Raw genomic sequence first — 20,773 nt, 5'->3', positions numbered from 1 at the left:
GAAACAGGCGATAAGACTCGAGATGGTGCACCTAGCGGCGATACATTCGCGATCGTTTTAGCCTGAACACTCTCTGACGGCGATTCATTGGCGCGAAGAAGCAAGAAATACGTTCCGACAAGCGCCACGGAAACGGCTATCCCAATGAGTGCTAGGTGCCTGGTCATCTTATTTGCAAACCTGCCTGCCCCACGATTGAACAATGTCGTCACCGGTACTGACCCAACGTCCATTGGTGATCACGGTGCCCCAGTCTCCGGTGTCGGGATATGAAATCTCCCAGTAGCCAGTTTTGAACGTATATGTATACGCCTGCTGGATACACGTGTCCCGTGCCATTCTCTTCTCTTCCTCCAACTGCAACTGAGACCGGAGCGCTGGCGCGGTTGGAGAGGGACGTTGAGTGGCTTTTAGGATCGGGCACGATATGCTTGATACGGAAGAGCACCGCTGTGATGTTTCAAAATCGTAAACGCTTCCATCTGCGTAGACGATGCGAACGTAGTCCCCCTTCTTTATGGCAGTGACATCTGCATTCAGAAAGAATCTGGCGATATTCGATGCGGCGGCAAACTCGCCGTTCTTATCGTCCTGATAAGATCGCACTTCGGGCTGATATTGGCTCATGAAGAACGGCCCCCAAACCTTTGCAATTGCAGCGGTGGCGATAACTCCCAATATCAGGGGCGCGTACCTCTTTAGCGTTTGACGCATATATTCTCCCAGTTGCGGAATTTTCAGCATAGACAGCCGAAACAGGCAAGCCATACGTGGAAACCATTCCCACCAATGGGGGGCTAAGGGCTGCGTGAAGGGCAGTTCGCCTCGGGATGCGCTGTCAGAAACTTCGTGTGTGAGGCATGGCAAGTCACCTGCCACCCCATCACATCAACGACTTGCGGCAAGACCTGCCCCCCGCTGTCAATTTCCCCGACTCCCCACTTTTGACGATGAGCCGCTGGTCCCGCCTCGTTCTTTATGAAATCTTGATACCCCCTCCGCCACCTTCTACACCCCCTTGATCCGCTGATTCCTAGAGTCCATCCATCCCATCACGCCCTCATGGAGGGGGCATGGGACCCAAAAATCATGGATGCACTCTTTCTTGGATTGAGCGTCGTTTTGTTCCTCGTGGCGGTGGGTCTGGCGGTCGCCAGCGACCGGCTGGGGGGCAAGCAATGAGCACGCTCTACTGGCTGACCGGGCTGATCTCCGCCGGTCTGTTCGTCTACCTCCTGATCGCCCTGTGGCGAGCCGAGGAGCTGTGACATGACGAACCTCGCCTGTGCCAACCTGGCCCTTTACCTCATCGTCACGCTGCTGCTCGCGTGGCCGCTGTCGCGCTGGATCACCGCGCTGGCCAAGGGCCAGCCGCCGCGCTGGATCGCCGCCATCGAGCGCCCGCTGTTCCGCCTCGCCGGCATCAAGCCCGAGGAGGGCATGGGCTGGAAGCAGTACGCCATCGCGCTGCTGGCCTTCAACTTCGTCGGCGTGCTCGCCGTCTACGCGCTGCAGCGGCTGCAGGGCGTGCTGCCGCTCAACCCGCAAGGGATGGCCGCGGTGACGCCGGACTCGGCGTTCAACACCGCCATCAGCTTCGTCGCCAACACCAACTGGCAGGGCTACGGCGGTGAGTCGACGATGAGCTACCTCACCCAGATGCTGGCGCTGACGGTGCAGAACTTCCTGTCCGCCGCCACCGGCATCGCCGTCGTCTTCGCGCTGATCCGCGGCTTCGCCAGCCGGCTCAGCGGGCATGTGGGCAACTTCTGGGCGGACATGGTCCGCTGCACGCTGTGGTTGCTGCTGCCGCTGTCCTTCGTGCTGTCCCTGGTCTTTGTCCAGCAGGGCGTGATCCAGAACTTCGACGGCTACAAGACGCTGCAGACCGTCGAGGCGCAGGATTACCAGACGCCCAAGCTCGGCGCCGACGGCCAGCCGCTGAAGGACGACAAGGGCCAGCCGGTGATGGAGAACCAGCGCACGCGGGAGCAGTCCATCGCCATGGGCCCGGTCGCGTCGCAGGAGTCGATCAAGATGCTCGGCACCAACGGCGGCGGCTTCTTCAACGCCAACTCCGCGCATCCGTTCGAGAACCCGACCCCGCTGACCAACCTGCTGCAGATGGTCGCGATCTTCGTGATCCCGGCGGCCCTGTGCCTGAGCTTCGGCCAACTGGTCGGCGACCGCCGCCAGGGCGCGGCGATCCTCGCGGCGATGACGGCCATGTTCGTCGTCGGCGTGCTGGTCGCGACACCCGCCGAGCAGGCCGGCAATCCGCTGGTGGCCGCGCAGGGCGTGGACATCCAGGCCACCGACGCGCAAGCCGGCGGCAACATGGAAGGCAAGGAGACACGCTTCGGCATCTCGGCCAGCTCGCTCTTCGCCGTCGTGACCACGGCCGCTTCCTGCGGCGCGGTCAACGCGATGCACGACTCGTTCACGCCCATCGGCGGCGCGGTGCCGCTGGTGATGATGCAACTGGGCGAGGTCGTCTTCGGCGGCGTCGGCACCGGCCTGTACGGGATGCTGATCTTCGCCATCCTCGCGGTGTTCATCGCGGGATTGATGATCGGCCGCACGCCGGAGTACCTGGGCAAGAAGATCGAGCCCTTCGAGATGAAGATGAGCGCCGTCGCCATCCTCGTCACGCCCATCGTCGTGCTCGCCGGCACCGCCATCGCGGTCCTGGCCGCCGATGGGAAGGCCGGCATCGCCAACCCCGGCGCCCACGGTTTCAGCGAGATCCTCTACGCCTTCACCTCCGCCGCCAACAACAACGGCAGCGCCTTCGCCGGCCTCTCCGCCAACACGCCGTTCTACAACACGATGCTCGGCATCGCGATGTGGCTGGGCCGCTTCCTGGTGATCGTGCCGGTGCTGGCCATCGCCGGCAGCCTGGCCGCCAAGAAGCGCATCCCCGTCGGCGAGGGCACGCTGCCCACGCACGGCCCGCTGTTCGTCGTGCTGCTGATCGGCACCGTGTTGCTGGTGGGCCTGCTGAACTACGTCCCCGCGCTCGCGCTGGGTCCCGTCGTCGAGCACCTGATGCTCTGGAAGTGAACCTTCGGAGCCCCCTATGAGCAATCAACTCAAGACCCTTCACACCTCCGCGGCGGCCACCGTCCGCGCCGAGGTCCTGGGCGGCGCCAGGTCCGGCGGCCCGTCCGCCCCAGGACCCCAGGGCCCGCAAGGCCCGAACGACGCGCCGCCGCGCACCAACGCCCGCACCGGCCTGTGGGACCCCGCGCTGGTGAAGCCGGCCATCGGCCAGTCCTTCGCCAAGCTGGCGCCCGCGGTGCAACTGCGCAATCCGGTGATGTTCGTCGTCTACGCCGGCAGCATCCTCACGACCGGCCTGTGGCTGGCGAGCTTCGCCCAGCCCGAGCTGGCCGGCGCCGAGGGCCCCGGCTTCATGCTGGCGATCGCGCTGTGGCTGTGGTTCACCGTGCTCTTCGCCAACTTCGCCGAGGCGCTGGCCGAGGGCCGATCCAAGGCGCAGGCCGCGTCGCTGCGCGGCCTCAAGGCCAAGACCTGGGCGAAGAAGCTGGAGCAGCCGCGGCACGGTTCGTCGTGGCATCCGGTCAACTCGGACGAGCTGCGCAAGGGCCACGTCGTGCTGGTCGAGGCCGGCGACCTGGTGCCGCTGGACGGCGAGGTCATCGAGGGCGTCGCCTCGGTCGACGAGAGCGCCATCACCGGCGAGTCCGCGCCGGTGATCCGCGAGTCCGGCGGTGATTTCTCCGCGGTCACCGGCGGCACGCGCGTGCTGTCGGACTGGGTGGTGGTGCGCATCGCCGTCAATCCGGGCGAGGCCTTCCTGGACCGCATGATCGCGATGGTCGAGAGCGCCAAGCGCCAGAAGACGCCCAACGAGATCGCGCTGACCATCCTGCTGGTGGCCCTGACGCTGGTGTTCCTGGTGGTGACGGTGACGCTGCTGCCGTACTCGCTGTTCAGTGTCGAGGCGGCCGGCGCGGGCACCGTGGTGTCGATCACCGCGCTGGTGTCGCTGCTGGTGTGCCTGATCCCGACCACCATCGGCGGCCTGCTGTCGGCCATCGGCGTGGCCGGCATGAGCCGCCTGATGCAGGCCAACGTGATCGCGACCTCCGGTCGCGCGGTCGAGGCGGCCGGCGACGTGGACGTGCTGATGCTGGACAAGACCGGCACCATCACGCTGGGCAACCGCCAGGCCAGCGCCTTCCTGCCGGCCCCGACGCTGCAGGAGCAGGCGCTGGCGGACGCGGCGCAGCTCGCGTCCCTGGCCGACGAGACGCCGGAAGGCCGCAGCATCGTGGTGCTGGCCAAGCAGCGCTTCAACCTGCGCGAGCGGGACCTGGCGAGCCTGCAGGCGCACTTCGTGCCGTTCACCGCGCAGACCCGCATGAGCGGCGTCGACTTCGGCGATGTCGCCGCGCCGCGGCGCCAGCTGCGCAAGGGCGCGGTGGACGCGATCCGCCGCTTCGTCGAGTCGCACGGCGCGCAGATGCCGGCCCAGGTGACCGCCGTGGCGGAGGAGGTCGCGCGCCGCGGCAGCACGCCGCTGGTGGTGGCCGACCTGCTGGACGGCCAGGCCCGCGTGCTGGGCGTCGTCGAGCTCAAGGACATCGTCAAGGGCGGCATCAAGGAGCGCTTCGCGCAGCTGCGCAAGATGGGCATCCGCACGGTGATGATCACCGGGGACAACCGGCTGACGGCCGCCGCGATCGCGGCCGAGGCGGGCGTGGACGACTTCCTCGCCGAGGCGACGCCGGAGGCCAAGCTCAAGCTGATCCGCGACTACCAGGCCGAGGGCCGGCTCGTCGCGATGACCGGCGACGGCACCAACGACGCGCCCGCGCTGGCCCAGGCCGACGTGGCGGTGGCGATGGCCAGCGGCACGCAGGCGGCCAAGGAGGCCGGCAACATGGTCGACCTGGACTCCAACCCGACCAAGCTGCTGGAGATCGTCGAGACCGGCAAGCAGCTGCTGATGACGCGCGGCTCGCTGACGACGTTCTCGATCGCCAACGACGTGGCGAAGTACTTCGCCATCATCCCGGCGATGTTCCTGGGCGTGTATCCGCAACTGGCCGCGCTCAACGTGATGGGCCTGCACAGCCCGGCGTCGGCGATCCTGTCCGCGGTGATCTTCAACGCGCTGATCATCGTGGCGCTGATCCCGCTGGCGCTCAAGGGCGTGGCCTATCGCCCCATCGGCGCCGCCGCGCTGCTGCGCCGCAACCTGTGGATCTACGGGCTGGGCGGCCTGATCGTGCCCTTCATCGGCATCAAGGCGATCGACCTGCTGCTGGTCGCGCTGCACCTCGTGTGAGCCCATCGATTCGAAAGGACCTCACCATGAATTCGACTCTCAAGATGCTCCGTCCCGCGCTGGTCGGCTTCGCGCTGCTGAGCGCCATCACCGGTCTGCTGTATCCGGCCGCCGTCACCGGCGTGGCCCAGGCGGTGTTCCCGCGTCAGGCCGAGGGCAGCCTGATCGTGCAGGACGGCCAGGTGGTCGGCTCCGAGCTGATCGGCCAGACGTTCTCGTCGCCGCGCTACTTCTGGGGCCGGCCGTCGGCCACCGGGCCGATGGGCAACAACGCGGCGGGCTCGTCCGGCTCCAACCTGGGACCGACGAATGCCGCGCTCGTGGACGCCGTCAAGGCCCGCGTGGAGGCGCTGAAGACGGTCGATCCGCACAACACGCAACCGGTGCCGGTGGACCTGGTCAGCGCGTCGGCCAGCGGGCTCGATCCGCACATCAGCATGGCGGCGGCACGGTATCAAACCGCCCGCGTCGCCCGCGAGCGGGGGCTGCCCGTCGAGGCGGTCCAGCGCCTGGTCCAGGCCAACACCGAGGCCCGCGATCTGGCCGTGCTCGGCGAGCCGCGCGTTAATGTGCTCAAGCTCAATCTGGCGCTCGACAGGATGTCGGGGAAGAAGCTGGTGGCGCCCGTGGCCCCGTGATCACCCGTTGAGCGTCGGGCGGCTCTTCCCGCCTGCCCGCCGAGCCCGTCGGCGGAAGCCGGGGGCCCTTCGCTCCCAGGTCCCAACGTCGCTCCGGGGGCCGCGGCTTCCGCCGACATCGATTCGCTCGCCGTGATCGCAAGAAGGCAAGGCACCACGTGCGCCTTGTCGCACGGGGATTCCTCGTGCCGTGCCCTTGCTGTCCGTCGAGTCCCTTTTCCGGCGCCGCATCCAACTCCGCCGCTGACGCGAAAACAGCAGGCGGGCGTGCGCCGGCCTTTCTTCGCATGACCTTCGATCCCTTCAAGTCGTTCATGAAAACCCGTCTCCTGACCCTGTTCCTGATCTCTTCCTGCTGCCTGCATGCCGCCGCCCGTGCCGACGAGGGCGCTGCCGCGGCAGCGCCTGCCGATGCGTCGCCGCAGGCCTTCACCGGCAATGTCGGTTTCGTTTCGGACTACCGCTTCCGCGGCATCAGCCAGACCTGGAAGCGGCCCGCTGTCCAGGCCGGTTTCGACTACAGCCATGGCAGCGGTCTGTACGTCGGCACCTGGGCGTCCAACGTGTCGGGCAACAGCTACAACAACGGCGCCGGCATGGAGTGGGACCTGTACGGCGGCTACAAGCTGGCCGTGGCCGACGGCGTGACGCTCGACGTCGGCGCGCTGGCCTACGTCTATCCCGGCGCCCGCCTGAACGCCGCGCCCGGCCAGCCGACCGGCAACAAGTACGACAACGTCGATGTCTACGCGGCGGTCAGCGCCGGCGCGTTCTCGGCCAAGCTGTCGGTGGCGGCGACGGACTACTTCGGGCTCGACAGCACGACCGCCGGCTACGCCTACTTCAACGCGCTGCCGGCCAGGGGCTCGTCCAGGGGCACGGCCTATCTGGACCTGAACTACGGCTTCGAACTGGGGCAGGGCGTCAACGCCGGCCTGCACCTGGGCCACCTGTGGGTGCGCAAGTACGGCGACCTGTCCTATACGGACTGGAAGCTGTCGCTGAGCAAGGCGGTGAAGGACCTCGGCGGCCTGACCTTCAGCGTCGCGCTGGTGGGCACCGATGCCGACAGGGCGCTGTACCAGGCCGGCGACGCCGCCGGGCAGCGCGCCAGGCGCCTGGGCGACACCGGCGTGGTGCTGGGCGTCTCCAGGGCCTTCTGATCGTTCCGAAGCGAGAATGCCCGGATGCCCGCCGCCGACGAAAGACCCGACCCCGACAGCCTGCTGGCGCAGATCCGGCAGCAGGAGGAAGCGCAGTCGCGCGGCCGGCTGAGGATCTATTTCGGCGCGTCGGCCGGCGTCGGCAAGACCTTCGCGATGCTGCAGGCGGCGCGCCAGTTGCGGGAGCAAGGCCGGCCGCCGCTGCTGGGCGTCGTCGAGACCCACGGCCGCTCCGACACCGCCGCGCTGCTGGAAGGCCTGCCGAGGCTGCCGATGCAGCAGGTCGCCTACCGCGGCCGCACCTTGCCGGAGTTCGACCTCGACGGCGCGCTGGCGCGGCTCAAGGGCCAGCCCGGCGCGCTGGTGCTGGTGGACGAGCTGGCGCATTCCAACGTCGCCGGCTCGCGCCATCCCAAGCGCTGGCAGGACGTGGAGGAGCTGCTGGCCAACGGCATCAGCGTGCACACGACGCTGAACGTGCAGCATCTGGAGAGCCTGAACGACGTCGTCGGCGGCATCACCGGCGTGCGCGTGCAGGAGACGCTGCCGGATACCTTCTTCGACCGCGCCGACGAGGTGGTGCTGGTGGACACGCCGGCCGACGAGCTGCTCAACCGCCTCAAGGCCGGCAAGGTCTACCAGGGGGCGCAGGCGGAGCGGGCCGGCCAGCATTTCTTCCGCAAGGGCAACCTGATGGCGCTGCGGGAGCTCGCGCTGCGCCGCACCGCCGACCGCGTCGAGGACGACGTGCAGGCCTGGCGCAGCAACCAGCGCATCGACCAGGTCTGGAAGACGGAGGCCGCGGTGCTCTGCGCCATCGGTCCCGGCGACGAGGCCGAGTCCATCGTTCGCAGCGCCGCGCAGCTCGCCCAGCAACTGGCGGTGAGCTGGCATGCGGTCTACGTCGAGACCCCCGCGCTGCACCGGCTGCCGGACGCGCGTCGCGAGCGCACCTTGCGCGTCGTGCGGCTGGCCCAGGACCTGGGCGCGACGACGGCGGTGCTGGCCGCGCAGGATCCGGCGCAGGCGCTGGCCGATTACGCGCGCGAGCACAACCTGTCGAAGCTGCTGATGGGGCGGGGCGAGCCGTCGCCGCGCCGCTGGGGCCGACGCGATCTCGCGGCGCACCTGGGCCTCGCGGCCCCGGAGCTGGACCTGATCCAGGTCGGCGCGTCGGCGACGCAACGCGTCAACGACGACCCGGCCGGCCCGACCTTCGGCGCCGCGCCCAAGCGCTACCTGTGGGCGGCGCTGGCCTGCCTGGCGGTGGCGCTGGCGTGCTGGCCGCTGTCGCACCGCATCGCCAACGACAACATCGTGATGCTGTTCCTGCTCGGCGTCGTCGCGGTCGCGATGCGCTGGGGCCGCGGGCCGGCGGTGCTGGCGAGCTTCCTCAGCGTGGGCCTGTTCGACTTCTTCTTCGTCGCGCCGCGGCTGAGCCTGGCGGTCAGCGACGTGCAGTACCTGATCACCTTCGGCGTGATGCTGGCGGTCGGCCTGATCACGGGGCAGTTGACGGCGGGCTTGCGGTATGAGGCTCGTGTCTCGTCCGAGCGCGAGGCGCGGGCGAGGGGGCTGTTCGAGCTCACCCGCGAGCTGGCCGGCGCGCTGCAGACCGGGCAGGTCGTGGCGACCGCGGAGCTGCAGCTGGCGCAGCAATTCGGCGGCCGCGCGCTGCTGTACGCGCTGGACGAAGAGGACCGCCTGCTGCCGTCCCCGGCGGAGGCCGAGCTGGCGCCGGGCGACCGGCCCGACGCGGGCACGGCGCGCTGGGCGCTCGATCACGAGCAGGCGGCGGGGCTGGGCACGGACACGTTGCCGGGCAGCCATTGGTTCTACCTGCCGCTGCGCGCGCCGATGCGCACGCGCGGCGTGCTGGCGCTGCGGCCCGGCGATGCCGCGACGCTGATGCTGCCGGAACGCCGCGCCCAGCTGGAGACGGCCGCGCGCATCGCGGGTCAGGCGCTGGAGCGGGTCCACTACGTCGAGGTCGCGCAGCAGGCGCTGCTGCAGATCGAGTCGGAGCGGCTGCGCAACTCGCTGCTGTCCGCGCTGTCCCACGACCTGCGCACGCCGCTGGCGGCGCTGCAGGGGCTGGCGCAGACGCTGGCCCAGCGCGAACTCGATGCCGCCGCGTCGGAAACGGCGCAGGCGATCGAGCAGCAGTCGCTGCGCATCAACGCGATGGTCCACAACCTGCTGGACATGGCGCGCCTGCAAAGCGGCGCGCTGAAGCTGAAACGCCAGTGGCAGCCGGTCGACGAGGTCGTGGGCAGCAGCCTGCAGCTGATGGGCGCGGCGCTGGCGCGGCACAAGCTGGTGCTGGACGTGCCGGCCAGCCTGCCGCTGGTGGAGCTGGACGCCGCGCTGATCGAGCGCGTGCTGGCCAACCTGCTGGAGAACGCCGCCAAGTACACACCGCCCGGCAGCGAGATTCGCGTCATCGCGCGCACGCAGGGCGCCGTGGATGGCGGCCAAGGCGGCGCTGGCGATGGCATGGGCGGCGGTGGCGAGATGCGGCTGTCCGTCGAGGACAACGGCCCGGGCCTGCCGGCCGGACGCGAGGAGGCGCTCTTCGAGAAGTTCACGCGCGGTCAGAGCGAGTCCCACCTGCCGGGCGTCGGTCTGGGGCTGGCGATCTGCCGTGCCATCATGCAGGCGCACGGTGGTCGCATCTGGGCCGAGCGGGCGACGCCGCAAGGCGGCGCGCGCTTCAGCCTCGCGCTACCGCTGGGCGAGCCGCCGCTGCTGCCGTCGTTCGACGAGGACGAGAGCACCGGCGCCGCGCCGTCCGCGGCCCGGGACTGACCGGCACCGATCGATATCGATCACATCGACCGACACCCGCATCGAGAAAAGACAGGGAGCAGAACCCGTGAGCGAGCCGCAGCCGACCGCGCTGATCGTCGAGGACGAACCGAACATCCGCCGCTTCGTGCGCCTGGCGCTGGAGGGCGAGGGCTGGTCGGTGCACGAGGCCGGCACCTTGCGCCAGGGCCTGATCGACGCGGGCACGCGCCGGCCGGATCTGGTGATCCTGGACCTCGGGCTGCCCGACGGTGACGGGCAGGACTTTCTGCGCGACCTGCGCGCGTGGTCGGCGGTGCCGGTGATCGTGCTGTCGGCGCGCGGCGCCGAGGACGACAAGATCACCGCGCTGGATCACGGCGCCGACGATTACCTGAGCAAGCCCTTCGGCGTGGGCGAGCTGCTGGCGCGGGTGCGCGTGGCGCTGCGCCGCAGCCAGGCGCGCGCGAGCGAGCAGCAGGACCCGGTGTTCCGCTTCGGCGACATCGAGGTCGACCTCGCCGCGCGCCGCGTCCGCCGCGCCGGCGAGGACGTCCACCTCACGCCGATCGAGTACCGCCTGCTCAGCCACCTGATCGGCAACGCGGGCAAGGTGCTGACCCATCGCCAACTGCTGAAGGCGGTGTGGGGGCCGGCGCACGTCGAGCAGAACCACTACCTGCGCGTCTACATGGGCAACCTGCGGCAGAAGCTCGAGGCCGAGCCCGCCAGCCCCAGGCACCTGCTGACGGAGACGGCGGTGGGGTATCGGTTGATGCCCTGAACCCGCGCGGGGCGGGCGCGTCGCCTGTAGGATCGGCTCCACGCCCGCATCGGGCGGTGGTTCAACGACAAGCACAGGAGACTCCTCATGATTCAGCAGGCTCAAGTCGAACTCGCGAAGACCTTCTTCGAGCAATCGAAGAAGGCGTTCGAGCAGAACCACGCCGCGTGGCGCACGGTGCTCGCGTCGCAGAAGTCCATCATGGAATCGATGCGCGCGGCGGGCGTGCCTTTCGCGGTGGCCGCCGACGAGTTCCAGAAGGTGATCGACTTCCACGAGCAGCAGCACAAGGCCGCGCTCGACTTCATGACCAAGATGCAGGCGGACTACGCCAAGACGGTCGCCGCGAAGGGCAAGTGACGGCGTGACGGCGTGACGGCCGTCGACGCCGATGCGCCCGGCGCGGAGTTCAGCCGCGCGCATCGGCGCGACTTTCCATCAGACCGGTCGGGCGGGTCAGGCGGGCGCGACGGGCGCGACGTGCCTGACGCGCTCGATCCGTGGGACGCAGGCGTCATCAGCGGTTGAAGGCGCCGGATGCCCGTTGATGTCGGTTGACGCCGCCACCAGCACGGTGGAAGAATCGCGCCCACGCCGGAGCGGCCCTCGCTCCCGCGCGCGTTCCAAGCTCCCAGCCATTCCGGAGGTGCCCCATGAAGATCCCTACATCCCCCCTCTGCTGATCGCCGACGGCTGCCCGGATCCTTTCCCGATTTCCGCCGCGATGCCCGCGACCCGGTTCTGACACCGGCTCTGCATCGTTCGCGCCTTCTCCGCTCTCCGTCGGTCTCCTGACCTCACCAGGACCCGCCCGCGCCAACAACGCAGGCGGGCGACGGATTGATGCATTTGAAGTTGATGCCGCTGCCGCGGTCCGCGCGCGCGGCCACCCTGGCGGGCCACGGCCTGCCGTCTCATGATTCGACCAGCTCGACCAGCCCGGGCGGCGGGCTGATGCCGCTGTCCGCCCTCGCGGGTCGGCAAGTGATCATCGAAGAACAACTGGATGGCGCCGATGCCGAGCTCGCCTTCGCCGCGCACGGCTCGCCGCTGCTGCGGTCGCAAGGCCGACCGCTGGCCGGCGGCTTCGGCGAGCGGCCGTTCATCCCGCTCAGGATCTGGGCGATGGCCCATGAACAGCGGCTGATCGAGCGTCTGGGCGATCGCCACGAGCTGCGCGGTACCTGGACCTATGCGACGCGCCGCGTCTGGTACGACCAGTTGCCCCATTACTTCAACGAGGCGGATGTCCTCGATCGGGCGACGGGGCTCTACCTGTCGACGCCACGGCGGCAAGCGCTGCTGGCCGGATCGCCGGTGCTGTCGGCGCCCGTGCTGTACGCGGGCCCGATGCCCACCCATCCGCAACTGCTGGCGTCGCTGATCGCGCGCCCGTTGGCGAAGTCGGCCGATTGGCGCCTGGCCTTCGAAACCACCGCGCGTCGCGAGTCACTGCCGGTGGACCTCGGCTGGCGTCGCACGGATCGCTCGGGTCGGTCGGCCGGCTTGATCGTCAAGGTCGAGGACGACGAGCATGTGCTGGCGAGATTCACCCTGGTCCGGCCGGCGCCGTCTCACGAGACGTGGGAAAGGCGCGAAACACGGGAGACGCCCGAGATGCTCGACGGCGACGAGGCTGTCGCGATGCGGCCGCTGCTGCCCAACGGACTGGCGGCCGGCGCGGATCTCTTCGCCGCGCGGCCGACGGTGACCTGGCACGATCTCGGGCTGAAGACCTTGCGCTCGCTGGGCGCGCTGAAGACGCTGTCCATCGAGACACGCGAGCAGCGATGCTGCTGATCGCGGCGGCTTCTCTCGACGCCGCGCGGTGCCGTGGCGCGGTGCCGGCGGATTCAGCGCCGCCGGACTCAGCCTTGCCGCGGCCAGCCGGCGATCCACCGGTCCATGATGTCGCCGAGCGCCGCGCGCAGCCCCGGGCCAAACGCGGCGGCATCGCGCCGCAGATCGTCGAGCACGACACGCGCCTGCGCCAGCTCGCCCGCATGGCCGATCAGCCATCGCTCCAGCTTCGCGGGGTCGCACTCCAGGTGGAATTGCAACCCCAGCGCGAAGTGCTCGATCGCGAAGGCCTGGTGGGGACACAACGGCGTCGTGGCCAGGCTGGGCACGCCTTCGGGCAGCTCGAACTGGTCGCCATGCCAATGCAGCACCGGCTGACCGCTGGCCAGCGGGGCCAGCGCCGAGTCCAGGCCCGCACGGGTCAGGGTGATCGGGCCGAATCCGATCTCCTTCTTCCCGTGCGTCATCGGCCCCACCGCGGCGCCGCAGGCCCGCGCCATCAACTGCGCGCCCAGGCAGATGCCGAGCAGCGGCCGGCGCGCGGCCAGGCGGCGCTCGATCAGCGCGACCTCGTCGGCGAGGTACGGATAGAGCCCGTCGTCGCAGGCGCCGATGGGACCGCCGAGGACGATCAGCAGATCGACGGCGTCGAGGTCCACGCTCCGCAGATCGTCGACGCCCGCATCCAGCGTGACGATGGGCTCGAAGCCGCGCGCATCGAGCAGGGGCTCCAGCAGCCCCAGGTCCTCGAAGGCGAGGTGGCGGATGGCGAGAGCGGTCTTGGGTCGGGACATCGGAGGAACCTCGGCGTGGACAGGGCGGCGGAGCGCGCCCGATGATGCCGGATCACCTCGCGGCGCGCGAGCCAAGCCCCTTCGTGGAGGGGCGTCAATCGGGGCCCGGGGCGTTCCTTGAGCCACCGCCAGGCCACCACCGAGCCGCTACCGAGCCGCCCTCAAGCCGCGTGCCTCCGCCCGAACACCGGCGGACGATCCAATTGCCCGATCCAGTGCCGATACAGGCTGCCGGCCGCCTGACGCAGGCGGGTCAAGCGCTCGGGCAGGGCGGCCAGGATCTCGGCCTCGCTCTGCACGGTGAGGCCGCGCCCGTGGCGCAGCTCGTCACGGCCGTGCGCGCACCAGTCGCGCAGGCCCTGTTCGGTCACCTCCAGGTGACTCTGCAGTCCGACGTGCGGTCCCAGCGAGAAGCCCTTGTTCAGGCAGTTGGACCCGAACAGCGTGCGCGTCGCGCCGGCGGGGATCTGGAAGCTGTCGTAGTGCCAGTTGAAGCTGAGCAGCCGGTCCTGGCCGCCGAACAGCGACCGCGCGGTCGGCGTGATCCACAGCTCGCGCCAGCCGATGTCCGGGCGCGGATTGCGCGTCACGTCGGCGCCCATGGCGCGCGCGAGCTGCTGAGCGCCGAAGCAGTGGCCCAGCACCGGCCGGCTCGAGCGCAGCGCGTCGATCAGCAGCGACTGCTCGGCGCGGATCCACGGCAGGCCGTCGTGCACGCCGTGGTCGCTGCCCAGCAGCACCACGCCGCCGAACGCGGACGCGTTGCGCGGCACCGCCTCGCCTAGGTCGGGACGGATCAGGTGGACGGGGATGTCCTGCTCGCGCAGGCATTGCAGCAGGTATCCAGGGCCTTGGGCAGGCTCGTGCTGGAGGATCAACACCGGTCTCATGCGAAGGAGCGCTTCCCTGAGGGCGCGCCTGTTGTTGCGAGGAGTCCAGCGTAGGGAGCGCGGCGTCAAGGCGCAGGCAAGACCTGGCACGGCGCCATCAAGAAGTGATCAAGACCGAGGGCGGCCTCGCGCGACGGCTCGCGGTCGATCGCCGCCATCGGCCCGAATGAAAAAGGCCGGCATGCGCCGGCCGGTGCAAGTCAGCAGCGTCGAATCACTTCTTGAGAAGCGCCTTCACGGCCGCCTCCAGCTGCTGGTCCTCGCCCTTGTCGAGCCTGGCCTTGTCATTCGGCACTTCGATGTCCGGCGTGATGCGGGCGCGCTCCATGAACTCGCCATTGGCCGCGCGGAAGCCGACCTGCGGGATGCCGAAGTAGGTCGCGCCGTCCTGCATGGTTTCCCACCACACCGCGGTCCCGGTGCCGGCCACCGGCATGCCGATCAACTGGCCGAGGCCCAGGTGCTTGTAGGTCCACGGGAACAGGTGGGCGTCCGAGTAGTTGCTCTCGCTGATCAGCACCGCCGACGGCTTGGTCCACTTGCCGGTGGGCTCCCAGCCCAGGCTCTGCCCGCGCGGCAGGAACTCCAGGTAGGGCTTGCCCGACAGCAGCGTCGCCAGGGAGTCGTGCAGATTGCCGCCACCGTTGAAGCGCGTGTCGACGATCAACGCCTCCTTGGCGCTGGCCGGGCCCAGCGCGTCGGCGTACACCTGCCGGTAGCTCTCGTCATCCATGCCGCGCACGTGCACGTAGCCCAGCCGGCCGCCCGACAGCTGGTCCACCAGCGCGCGCTCCCGCCGCACCCAGCGCTTGTAGAGCAGTTCCCGCTCCGCGCCGATACCGATGGCCTTGAGCGTCTGGTCGAAGCGCTTGCCGGTCGCCGGGTCCAGCACCTCGATCGCCAACTGCTTGCCGGCCTTGAGGTTGAGCAGCGAGTCGAACTCCGCGCCCGCCGCGATGGCCGTGCCGTCGATGGACTCGATCACCATGCCCGCCTTGACGCGGCTGCTCGCGGTGTCCAGCGGACCGCCCTCGATCACCTCCGCGATCTTCGCGCCCTGGCCCTGGTAGGCCTGGTCGTAGAAGACGCCCAGCGAGGCCGTGGCGTCGCCGCTCGGCGGCGGGCGATAGCCGCTGCCGGTGTGGGAGACGTCCAGCTCGCCCAGCATCTCGCTGAGCAGCTCCGCGAAGTCGGTGCCGTCCGCGACGAAGGGCAACTGGCGCTCATAGACCTTGCGGTAGTAGTCCCAGTCCACGCCGCCCATGTCCTTGACGTAGAGCTTCTCGCGCGTCTGCCGCCAGGCGTGGTCGAACATCTGCGCGCGCTCGGCCGCGTGGTCGATGCGCAGCTCGGCCAGGAACTTGACCGGCTCGGTCTTCACGTCGCCCTTGCCGTCGCCGCCGGGCACCTTGAACTTCTGCACCTGGCCGCCGGCCATCACGAAGCCGTTCTCGCCCTTGGCGTCCAGCCACAACGCGACGGCCTCGCCGCGTCCTTCCGGCAGCAGGCCGACGCGGCGCGTTTCCTTGTCGCGCAGGCGGGCCTGGGAGACCTCGTAGCCCTCGCTGGTCTTGGCGACATAGAACAGCTGCTCGCCGTCCGGCGTGAGCGCGAAATCGCGGATATCGCCGGAGGCCGTCGTGAGCCGCGCGACGCGGTTCTCGAGGCCTTCCATCTCGATGACGACGGGCTTGACCGGCTCCTTGGGCTCGGCCTTCGCGTCGTCGGCCCTGGCGGTGTCCTTCCTGCCGTCCTTCTTGTCGGCGTCCTTCTTCTCCGCTTCCTTCTTGTCGGCATCCTTCTTCTCGTCGTCCTCGCGCTGCTTGAGCTGCGCGTACTCGGCCTTGTCGAGCTTGAAGCGGTCGTAGGCGGCGCGGGTCAGGAACATGCCGAAGATGTCGGCGTCGGTGCGCGCGCCGCCGCCGCTGCCGTGCAGGCCCTGGCGGTCGCTGAGCCAGATCATCATCTGGCCGCCGCGCCCGAACAGCGGGCGCACGTCGTCGTAGCCGCTGCGCGTCAGGTTGACCAGCTTGCCGCTGCCGTCGGCCGGCACCACGCCGAGCTCCTGGCCCCAGCGGGTGTGGTCGACGAACTGGACCAGCAGGCTCTTGCCGTCCGGCGCCCAGTCGAAGGCCTGATCGCCATCCTCGTAGGAGTAATTCCATTGGCTGGACAGCACCTCGCGCGTCTTGCCCGAGGCGACGTCCAGCACGTGCACCGCCGACCGGTCCTGCAGATACGCGACCTGCTTGCCGTCGGGCGAGTAGCGCGGCTGGAAGTTCTGATGCTCGTTCTTCAACAGCACCCGCGTGGTGAGTCGCGGCGCGTTGAAGAAGCTGGGCACGGCCTTCTTGTCACCGGCGATGGCGGACTCGCACAGGCTCCATTGGCCGTCCTGCTCGCAGGCGTAGAGCAGCTTGCGTCCATCGGGGCTGAAGCTGATCGAGCGCTTCTGGCCCGGGCCGTCGGTGATGCGGCGCGTGTTGCCGAACTCCGTGGACGTGACGAAGACCTGTCCGCGCACGATCACGGCGACCTCGCTGCCGTCGGGGCTCGCCGCCAGGTCGGTGGCGCCGTCGCCCAGCTTGAGGTTCTCCACGCTGGGCACCAGCGCGTCGGCGGCGATGCTGACGCTGAGCTTCCTGGGCGTGGCGGTGTCGCCGGCCATCGTGTACAGCTCGCCGTCGTAACCGAAGGACAGCGTGCCGTCCGCGGCCACCGACAGGAAGCGCACCGGGTTCTTGCTGAAGTGGGTGATCTGCCGAGTCGCCTCGGGCTGGTTCGCCGGCATCTTCCAGACGTTGAAGGAGCCGCTTTTCTCGCTGAGGTAGTAGATCGACTGCTCGTCGGCCGACCAGACCGGGTTGCGGTTCTCGCCGCCGGTGCTGGTGAGCTTGCGGTGCTGGCCGGTCCTGGCGTCCCACAGCCAGATGTCTCGGGCGACCGGCGAGATGTGGTGCTTGCGGAAGGCGTTCTCGTAACCCTTCCAGTCTTCGTAGACCAGGCGCGTGCCGGCCTTGTCGTAGCGGCCGGCGAGGGCGGGGTCGCTGAAGATCTGCTCGGGGCGGCGACCGCCTTCGATGCTGGTCTTGTAGAGCTCGCTCAGCGCGGGGGAGGGGAAGGCCATGCTCGCGCGCACGTCCTGGCGCTGGGCCGAGAACAGCACCGACCGGCCGTCCGGCGTGAAGGCCACCGGCAACTCCGACGCGGAGTGCGTCGTCAACCGGCGCGACGGGCCGCCCTCGGCGGAGACGAGGAAGACGTCGTCGTTGCCGTAGAGGTTGGACGCGTAGGCGATCAGCTTGCCGTCGGGCGACCAGAGCGGGGCCGAGGTGTGCTTGCCGTTGGACACCAGCAGCCGGGCCGCGCCGCCCGCGGCGGGCACCAGGTAGAGGTTGCCCTGGAAGGTGAAGGCGATCTGTCGCCCGTCGGGGGAGATGGCCGACTGGCGCAGCCACAAGGGATTCGTCAAGGGGCCGAGCGCCCCGGAGGCCGCCTGGGCGTTCGCCGCGGTGAAGGCCGTCATCAATGCCAGGGCAGTGCCCGCGAGTTTGAATCTCATGACGATGAAGGGAAAGCAGTCGGAACGGAGCAGTCTAGGCCTGGGGAACGAGGGTGTCTGGAGTCACGGATCGGGTAAACGCCAGGGCGTTTGAGGTCCAATGGGGCCGATTCGCCGTGCCGCGTTGGCAAGATGCAAAGCCTTGTGCGAATACCTGTTCAGTCGAAGCTCACCATGCCCATCACCGCCTTTGAAGTCCGGCGCTCCGTCGCGCCGCGAGGGATCGTTTCGCCGTGATCCGTCGCCATTCATTTCTCCGTCGCTCCGGCCTTGTGCTGGTTGCGTCGACCTTGCTCTCCAGCGCTGCCGTCGCGTCATCGGCCGGTGGCGACATGCTCGATCAAGAGAGCCCATCGGCGTCCGGTCAATCGCAGACCTACTTTCAGGACAGATCCCGCGACGCGCGCGGCCAGCGCGTGACGATGGCGGGCGTGACACTGCTGATGCCGGAGGCCGAGATTCAAAAGCGGACCACCGTCCAGGATCTCGCGGCCTTCGTCAAGACGGCGGAGGCCAGCGCGTCTCGCGTGCTCGAACTCAATCCGTCGGCGATGTCCGCGCGAGTGCAGTTCGAGTGCCGTGTCGCCAGATGCGGGATCAAGCTGGCGACCAAGGGCGATGTGGAGAAGACGGTCCGGCAGGCGCTGCAGGACGCGCTGGTCAAGCTGCCGCCGCTGAAGACCTCGGGCGAGGTCCACTTCCAGGTGGAGTTTCGGGTGGCGGCGCGATGAGGTGATGGCGTGCCATTCACGTTGGTGGCCGGCGATGCCGTGGCAAGCGCCGCGGACCTTCTCTAACATCGACCCATGTCCGCCTCCGCACCGTCCACCCCCTCCGCGCCTCTTCACATCGGCATCGTCGGCTGCTCGGCCGAAGGCGCCGCGCTGTGTTACCGCACGATCTGCGCCGAGGGCGCGGCGCTGCTGGGGCCGCATGCCCATCCGGAAGTGAGCCTGCATACGCCGTCGCTGCATCGTTACGTCGAGGCACTGGAGCGCGGTGACCGCGCCGGCGTGGCGGCGTTGATGCTGGACTCCGCCCGCAGGTTGAGCGCCGCGGGCGCGCAACTGCTGATCTGCCCCGACAACACCATCCATCAGGCCTTCGACCTGGTGGAGCCGTCTTCCCCGCTGCCCTGGCTTCACATCGCCCGTGTCGTCGCCGACGAGGCGCGCGCCCGCGGCTTCCGGCGCGTGGGCGTGCTGGGCACGCGCTGGCTGGTCGCCAGCGATGTCTATCCGCGGGCGCTGTCGGCCCTCGGCCTGGACGCCGTGCGGCCCACCGATGCCTGGCGTGACGAGCTTGGCGACCTGATCATGAACGAGCTGGTGCCGGGGCGGGTCGGTCCCGGCACGATCGCGCGCTTCCAGCAGGCCATCGAGGATCTGCGCTCACGCGGCTGCGACGCGGTGGTCCTGGGCTGCACCGAGATCCCGTTGATCATCGACGACAGCAACGCCGCGCTGCCGACGCTCGATTCGACGCGACTGCTGGCGCGGGCCGCGTTGCGGGCGGCGACGTCGGCGGCCTGACGGTCCGGCCGCGCGCCTACTTGCAGGCCCGCTCGGGGTTCCTGTTGTCGCACACGCGCACCGCGCGCAGGTACTCGATCCACGGCGCCATCTGCTCCGGCGTCGGCTGGTACGCGAAAGCCTTTTGCACCAGATAGAAGGCGTCCGCGCCCTTGATGGCCTTGAACCAGGTCAGCTCGTCCTTCGAGGGCGTGCCCTTGTGCTCGCAACCCTGGAACCACACCGACGTCGCATAGCCGCGCTCCACGCCGTCCGAGACCGGGAAGGACTGGCTGGTCTTGCACTGGCGCTTCCACGCCGCGCCCATGAGCTCCTGGAACTGCTTCGGCGTTGCGTTGTCGAGCTTGGCGAACACCTGGATGGTGACCATCTCCGTCCACGCCGGCAGTTCTTCGTTCTTCGGAATGAACTCCGTGATCGTCATGTTGCCGGCGGTCTTCTGTGTCACGACCTTGTAGCCGGCGGGCGGCGCGACGAGCAGGGTCTCGCCTTGTGGCTGCGGCTGCGACGGCGCCTGCGGCGGGGTCTGGGCGAAGGCGGAGGCGCCGGTCAGGAGGGCGGCGAGCAGCAGGGGAAGGGTGCGCATGAGGGGGGGAGGTTGGCAAGACTGAGCCTGCGATTCGCGCATTGTGGTTGAAACCTTGGCGGCATCGCGGCATTGCCTCGCGATCGCGCACGGGCCGCTACCATGCGCCGTGTCGTTGCTGCGTCATGGAGGAGCCCATGCCTTGCCTGCTGTGCGGTGCGAATCACACCTTGCTCCACTGCTCGACCTTCGCGCGTGTTCCCCAGCCTGTCAAAGACGCCGTCAAGCAGTTGTGGGACGCCGATCCGCAGGGCATCGCCGTCGGCTCGCCGCTGGAGGACTGGATCTACGAGAACGTCTACTCGCCGGGGTCGGGGCAGCAGCCGGCGCTCGGATGGACGTACCACTACAGCCCGTCCTACCAGGGCAGCGATATCGTGGCGTGCATCGAAGAGCGCGTCTACCTGTCGGTCAAGGGGGCGCGTCTGCTGTATGTCTGGCAGGCCATCCAGCCGCTGTTTTCCGGTATCGGCAACACCGACGTGATCCAGGCCAAGCATTGCCCGCATTACATCGCCGACGGCCGCCCCGATTCGATCGTGATCTACCTGCGCAACAAGGCGGCAGTCTGGCGCTTCTGTGACGGCCTCAGGGACCTGAGGCGGCAAGCGAAGATCACCGACACCGATTTCAAGACCGACACGCCGCCGGGCGCGGGCCGCATCGCTGACCTGCCGGGCGTTTCGACGGCTCGCCAGCCAGACGATCCCGGGCAGAGCTTCGGCGGCGAGTTGTGTCACTTGCTGGGCGAGACCTTCGATGCGAAGAACCGCCCGATGCGCATACCGTATTTGGACTTCCTGGCACTGTGCCTCGCCTCGATGAAGCAGGCCGGCATCGACATCACGAAACCCTGGAATCGGCCCCGGCAGATCCTCTGAGACGATCACACCCTGACCCGCTCAGGTCGTCTTTCATCG

General features: G+C 68.9%; 18 protein-coding genes. 13 read left to right on the top strand and 5 right to left on the bottom strand.

Features of this window, described 5'->3' with window-relative positions; all coding sequences use genetic code 11:
• Positions 1-168: 168 nt before the first annotated feature.
• Positions 169-768: a hypothetical protein gene (locus tag CDN99_RS28365; RefSeq protein WP_141100913.1), complete on the bottom strand. Its 600-nt coding sequence runs from the start codon at positions 766-768 to the stop codon at positions 169-171.
• Between the two features lie 410 nt (positions 769-1,178).
• Here CDN99_RS28365 and CDN99_RS21840 point away from each other — a divergent pair, with 410 nt between their 5' ends.
• The 10 genes from CDN99_RS21840 (at position 1,179) to CDN99_RS21800 (ending at position 12,489) form a co-directional block, all read left to right on the top strand.
• A complete protein-coding gene (locus CDN99_RS21840; protein WP_088387021.1) occupies positions 1,179-1,268 on the top strand; it encodes a potassium-transporting ATPase subunit F in 90 nt (29 codons plus the stop codon).
• Between the two features lies 1 nt (position 1,269).
• The gene (kdpA, locus tag CDN99_RS21835; RefSeq protein ID WP_088387020.1) at positions 1,270-3,063 is read left to right on the top strand and encodes a potassium-transporting ATPase subunit KdpA; all 1,794 of its coding nucleotides are present in this window, start codon (positions 1,270-1,272) and stop codon (positions 3,061-3,063) included.
• A gap of 16 nt (positions 3,064-3,079) precedes the next feature.
• Positions 3,080-5,317 carry a potassium-transporting ATPase subunit KdpB gene (gene kdpB / locus CDN99_RS21830; protein WP_088387019.1) on the top strand — a complete coding sequence of 746 codons (2,238 nt, stop codon included), beginning with the start codon at positions 3,080-3,082 and terminating at the stop codon, positions 5,315-5,317.
• A 26-nt stretch (positions 5,318-5,343) separates the two neighbouring features.
• Positions 5,344-5,955 (top strand): potassium-transporting ATPase subunit KdpC, encoded by a 612-nt coding sequence (gene kdpC, locus CDN99_RS21825; protein ID WP_088387018.1) that lies wholly within the window; start codon positions 5,344-5,346, stop codon positions 5,953-5,955.
• A gap of 314 nt (positions 5,956-6,269) precedes the next feature.
• On the top strand, positions 6,270-7,118 hold the full coding sequence (locus CDN99_RS21820) for a TorF family putative porin (RefSeq protein WP_158218921.1): 849 nt from the start codon (positions 6,270-6,272) through the stop codon (positions 7,116-7,118).
• A 24-nt stretch (positions 7,119-7,142) separates the two neighbouring features.
• A complete protein-coding gene (locus CDN99_RS21815; RefSeq protein ID WP_088387016.1) occupies positions 7,143-9,926 on the top strand; it encodes a DUF4118 domain-containing protein in 2,784 nt (927 codons plus the stop codon).
• A 67-nt stretch (positions 9,927-9,993) separates the two neighbouring features.
• Positions 9,994-10,689: a two-component system response regulator KdpE gene (gene kdpE, locus CDN99_RS21810; protein WP_088387015.1), complete on the top strand. Its 696-nt coding sequence runs from the start codon at positions 9,994-9,996 to the stop codon at positions 10,687-10,689.
• 87 nt (positions 10,690-10,776) lie between these two features.
• On the top strand, positions 10,777-11,049 hold the full coding sequence (locus tag CDN99_RS21805) for a hypothetical protein (protein ID WP_088387014.1): 273 nt from the start codon (positions 10,777-10,779) through the stop codon (positions 11,047-11,049).
• 12 nt (positions 11,050-11,061) lie between these two features.
• Positions 11,062-11,217: a hypothetical protein gene (locus tag CDN99_RS28735; protein WP_158218920.1), complete on the top strand. Its 156-nt coding sequence runs from the start codon at positions 11,062-11,064 to the stop codon at positions 11,215-11,217.
• A gap of 315 nt (positions 11,218-11,532) precedes the next feature.
• On the top strand, positions 11,533-12,489 hold the full coding sequence (locus tag CDN99_RS21800; protein ID WP_088387013.1) for an RNA ligase family protein: 957 nt from the start codon (positions 11,533-11,535) through the stop codon (positions 12,487-12,489).
• A 68-nt stretch (positions 12,490-12,557) separates the two neighbouring features.
• On the opposite strand, the gene CDN99_RS21795 is transcribed toward CDN99_RS21800, so the two are convergent.
• The 3 genes from CDN99_RS21795 to CDN99_RS21785 all read right to left on the bottom strand — a co-directional run bounded on the left by CDN99_RS21795 (position 12,558) and on the right by CDN99_RS21785 (position 17,735).
• The gene (locus tag CDN99_RS21795) at positions 12,558-13,283 is read right to left on the bottom strand and encodes a glutamine amidotransferase (RefSeq protein ID WP_088387012.1); all 726 of its coding nucleotides are present in this window, start codon (positions 13,281-13,283) and stop codon (positions 12,558-12,560) included.
• Positions 13,284-13,444: 161 nt separating this feature from the next.
• Positions 13,445-14,164, bottom strand: coding sequence for a type 1 glutamine amidotransferase (locus tag CDN99_RS21790; protein WP_375134458.1), 720 nt, complete (start codon positions 14,162-14,164; stop codon positions 13,445-13,447).
• A gap of 223 nt (positions 14,165-14,387) precedes the next feature.
• Complete coding sequence (locus CDN99_RS21785; RefSeq protein ID WP_088387010.1) at positions 14,388-17,735, bottom strand: S41 family peptidase; 3,348 nt, start codon at positions 17,733-17,735, stop codon at positions 14,388-14,390.
• A gap of 332 nt (positions 17,736-18,067) precedes the next feature.
• On the opposite strand from CDN99_RS21785, the gene CDN99_RS21780 reads away from it, so the two are divergent.
• Together CDN99_RS21780 and CDN99_RS21775 are read left to right on the top strand one after the other, a co-directional pair.
• Positions 18,068-18,466: a hypothetical protein gene (locus tag CDN99_RS21780; RefSeq protein WP_141100912.1), complete on the top strand. Its 399-nt coding sequence runs from the start codon at positions 18,068-18,070 to the stop codon at positions 18,464-18,466.
• 75 nt (positions 18,467-18,541) lie between these two features.
• A complete protein-coding gene (locus tag CDN99_RS21775) occupies positions 18,542-19,267 on the top strand; it encodes an aspartate/glutamate racemase family protein (protein WP_088387008.1) in 726 nt (241 codons plus the stop codon).
• A gap of 16 nt (positions 19,268-19,283) precedes the next feature.
• Here CDN99_RS21775 and CDN99_RS21770 read toward each other — a convergent pair whose 3' ends face one another.
• A complete protein-coding gene (locus tag CDN99_RS21770; protein WP_088387007.1) occupies positions 19,284-19,853 on the bottom strand; it encodes a hypothetical protein in 570 nt (189 codons plus the stop codon).
• Between the two features lie 137 nt (positions 19,854-19,990).
• On the opposite strand from CDN99_RS21770, the gene CDN99_RS21765 reads away from it, so the two are divergent.
• Positions 19,991-20,734 carry a T3SS effector HopA1 family protein gene (locus CDN99_RS21765; RefSeq protein WP_088387006.1) on the top strand — a complete coding sequence of 248 codons (744 nt, stop codon included), beginning with the start codon at positions 19,991-19,993 and terminating at the stop codon, positions 20,732-20,734.
• Positions 20,735-20,773 lie beyond the last annotated feature (39 nt).

The sequence above is a fragment of the Roseateles aquatilis genome, assembly GCF_002205645.1.
Classification (GTDB): Bacteria; Pseudomonadota; Gammaproteobacteria; order Burkholderiales; family Burkholderiaceae_C; genus Roseateles; species Roseateles aquatilis.
This window is presented reverse-complemented; position numbering and strand designations above follow the sequence as displayed.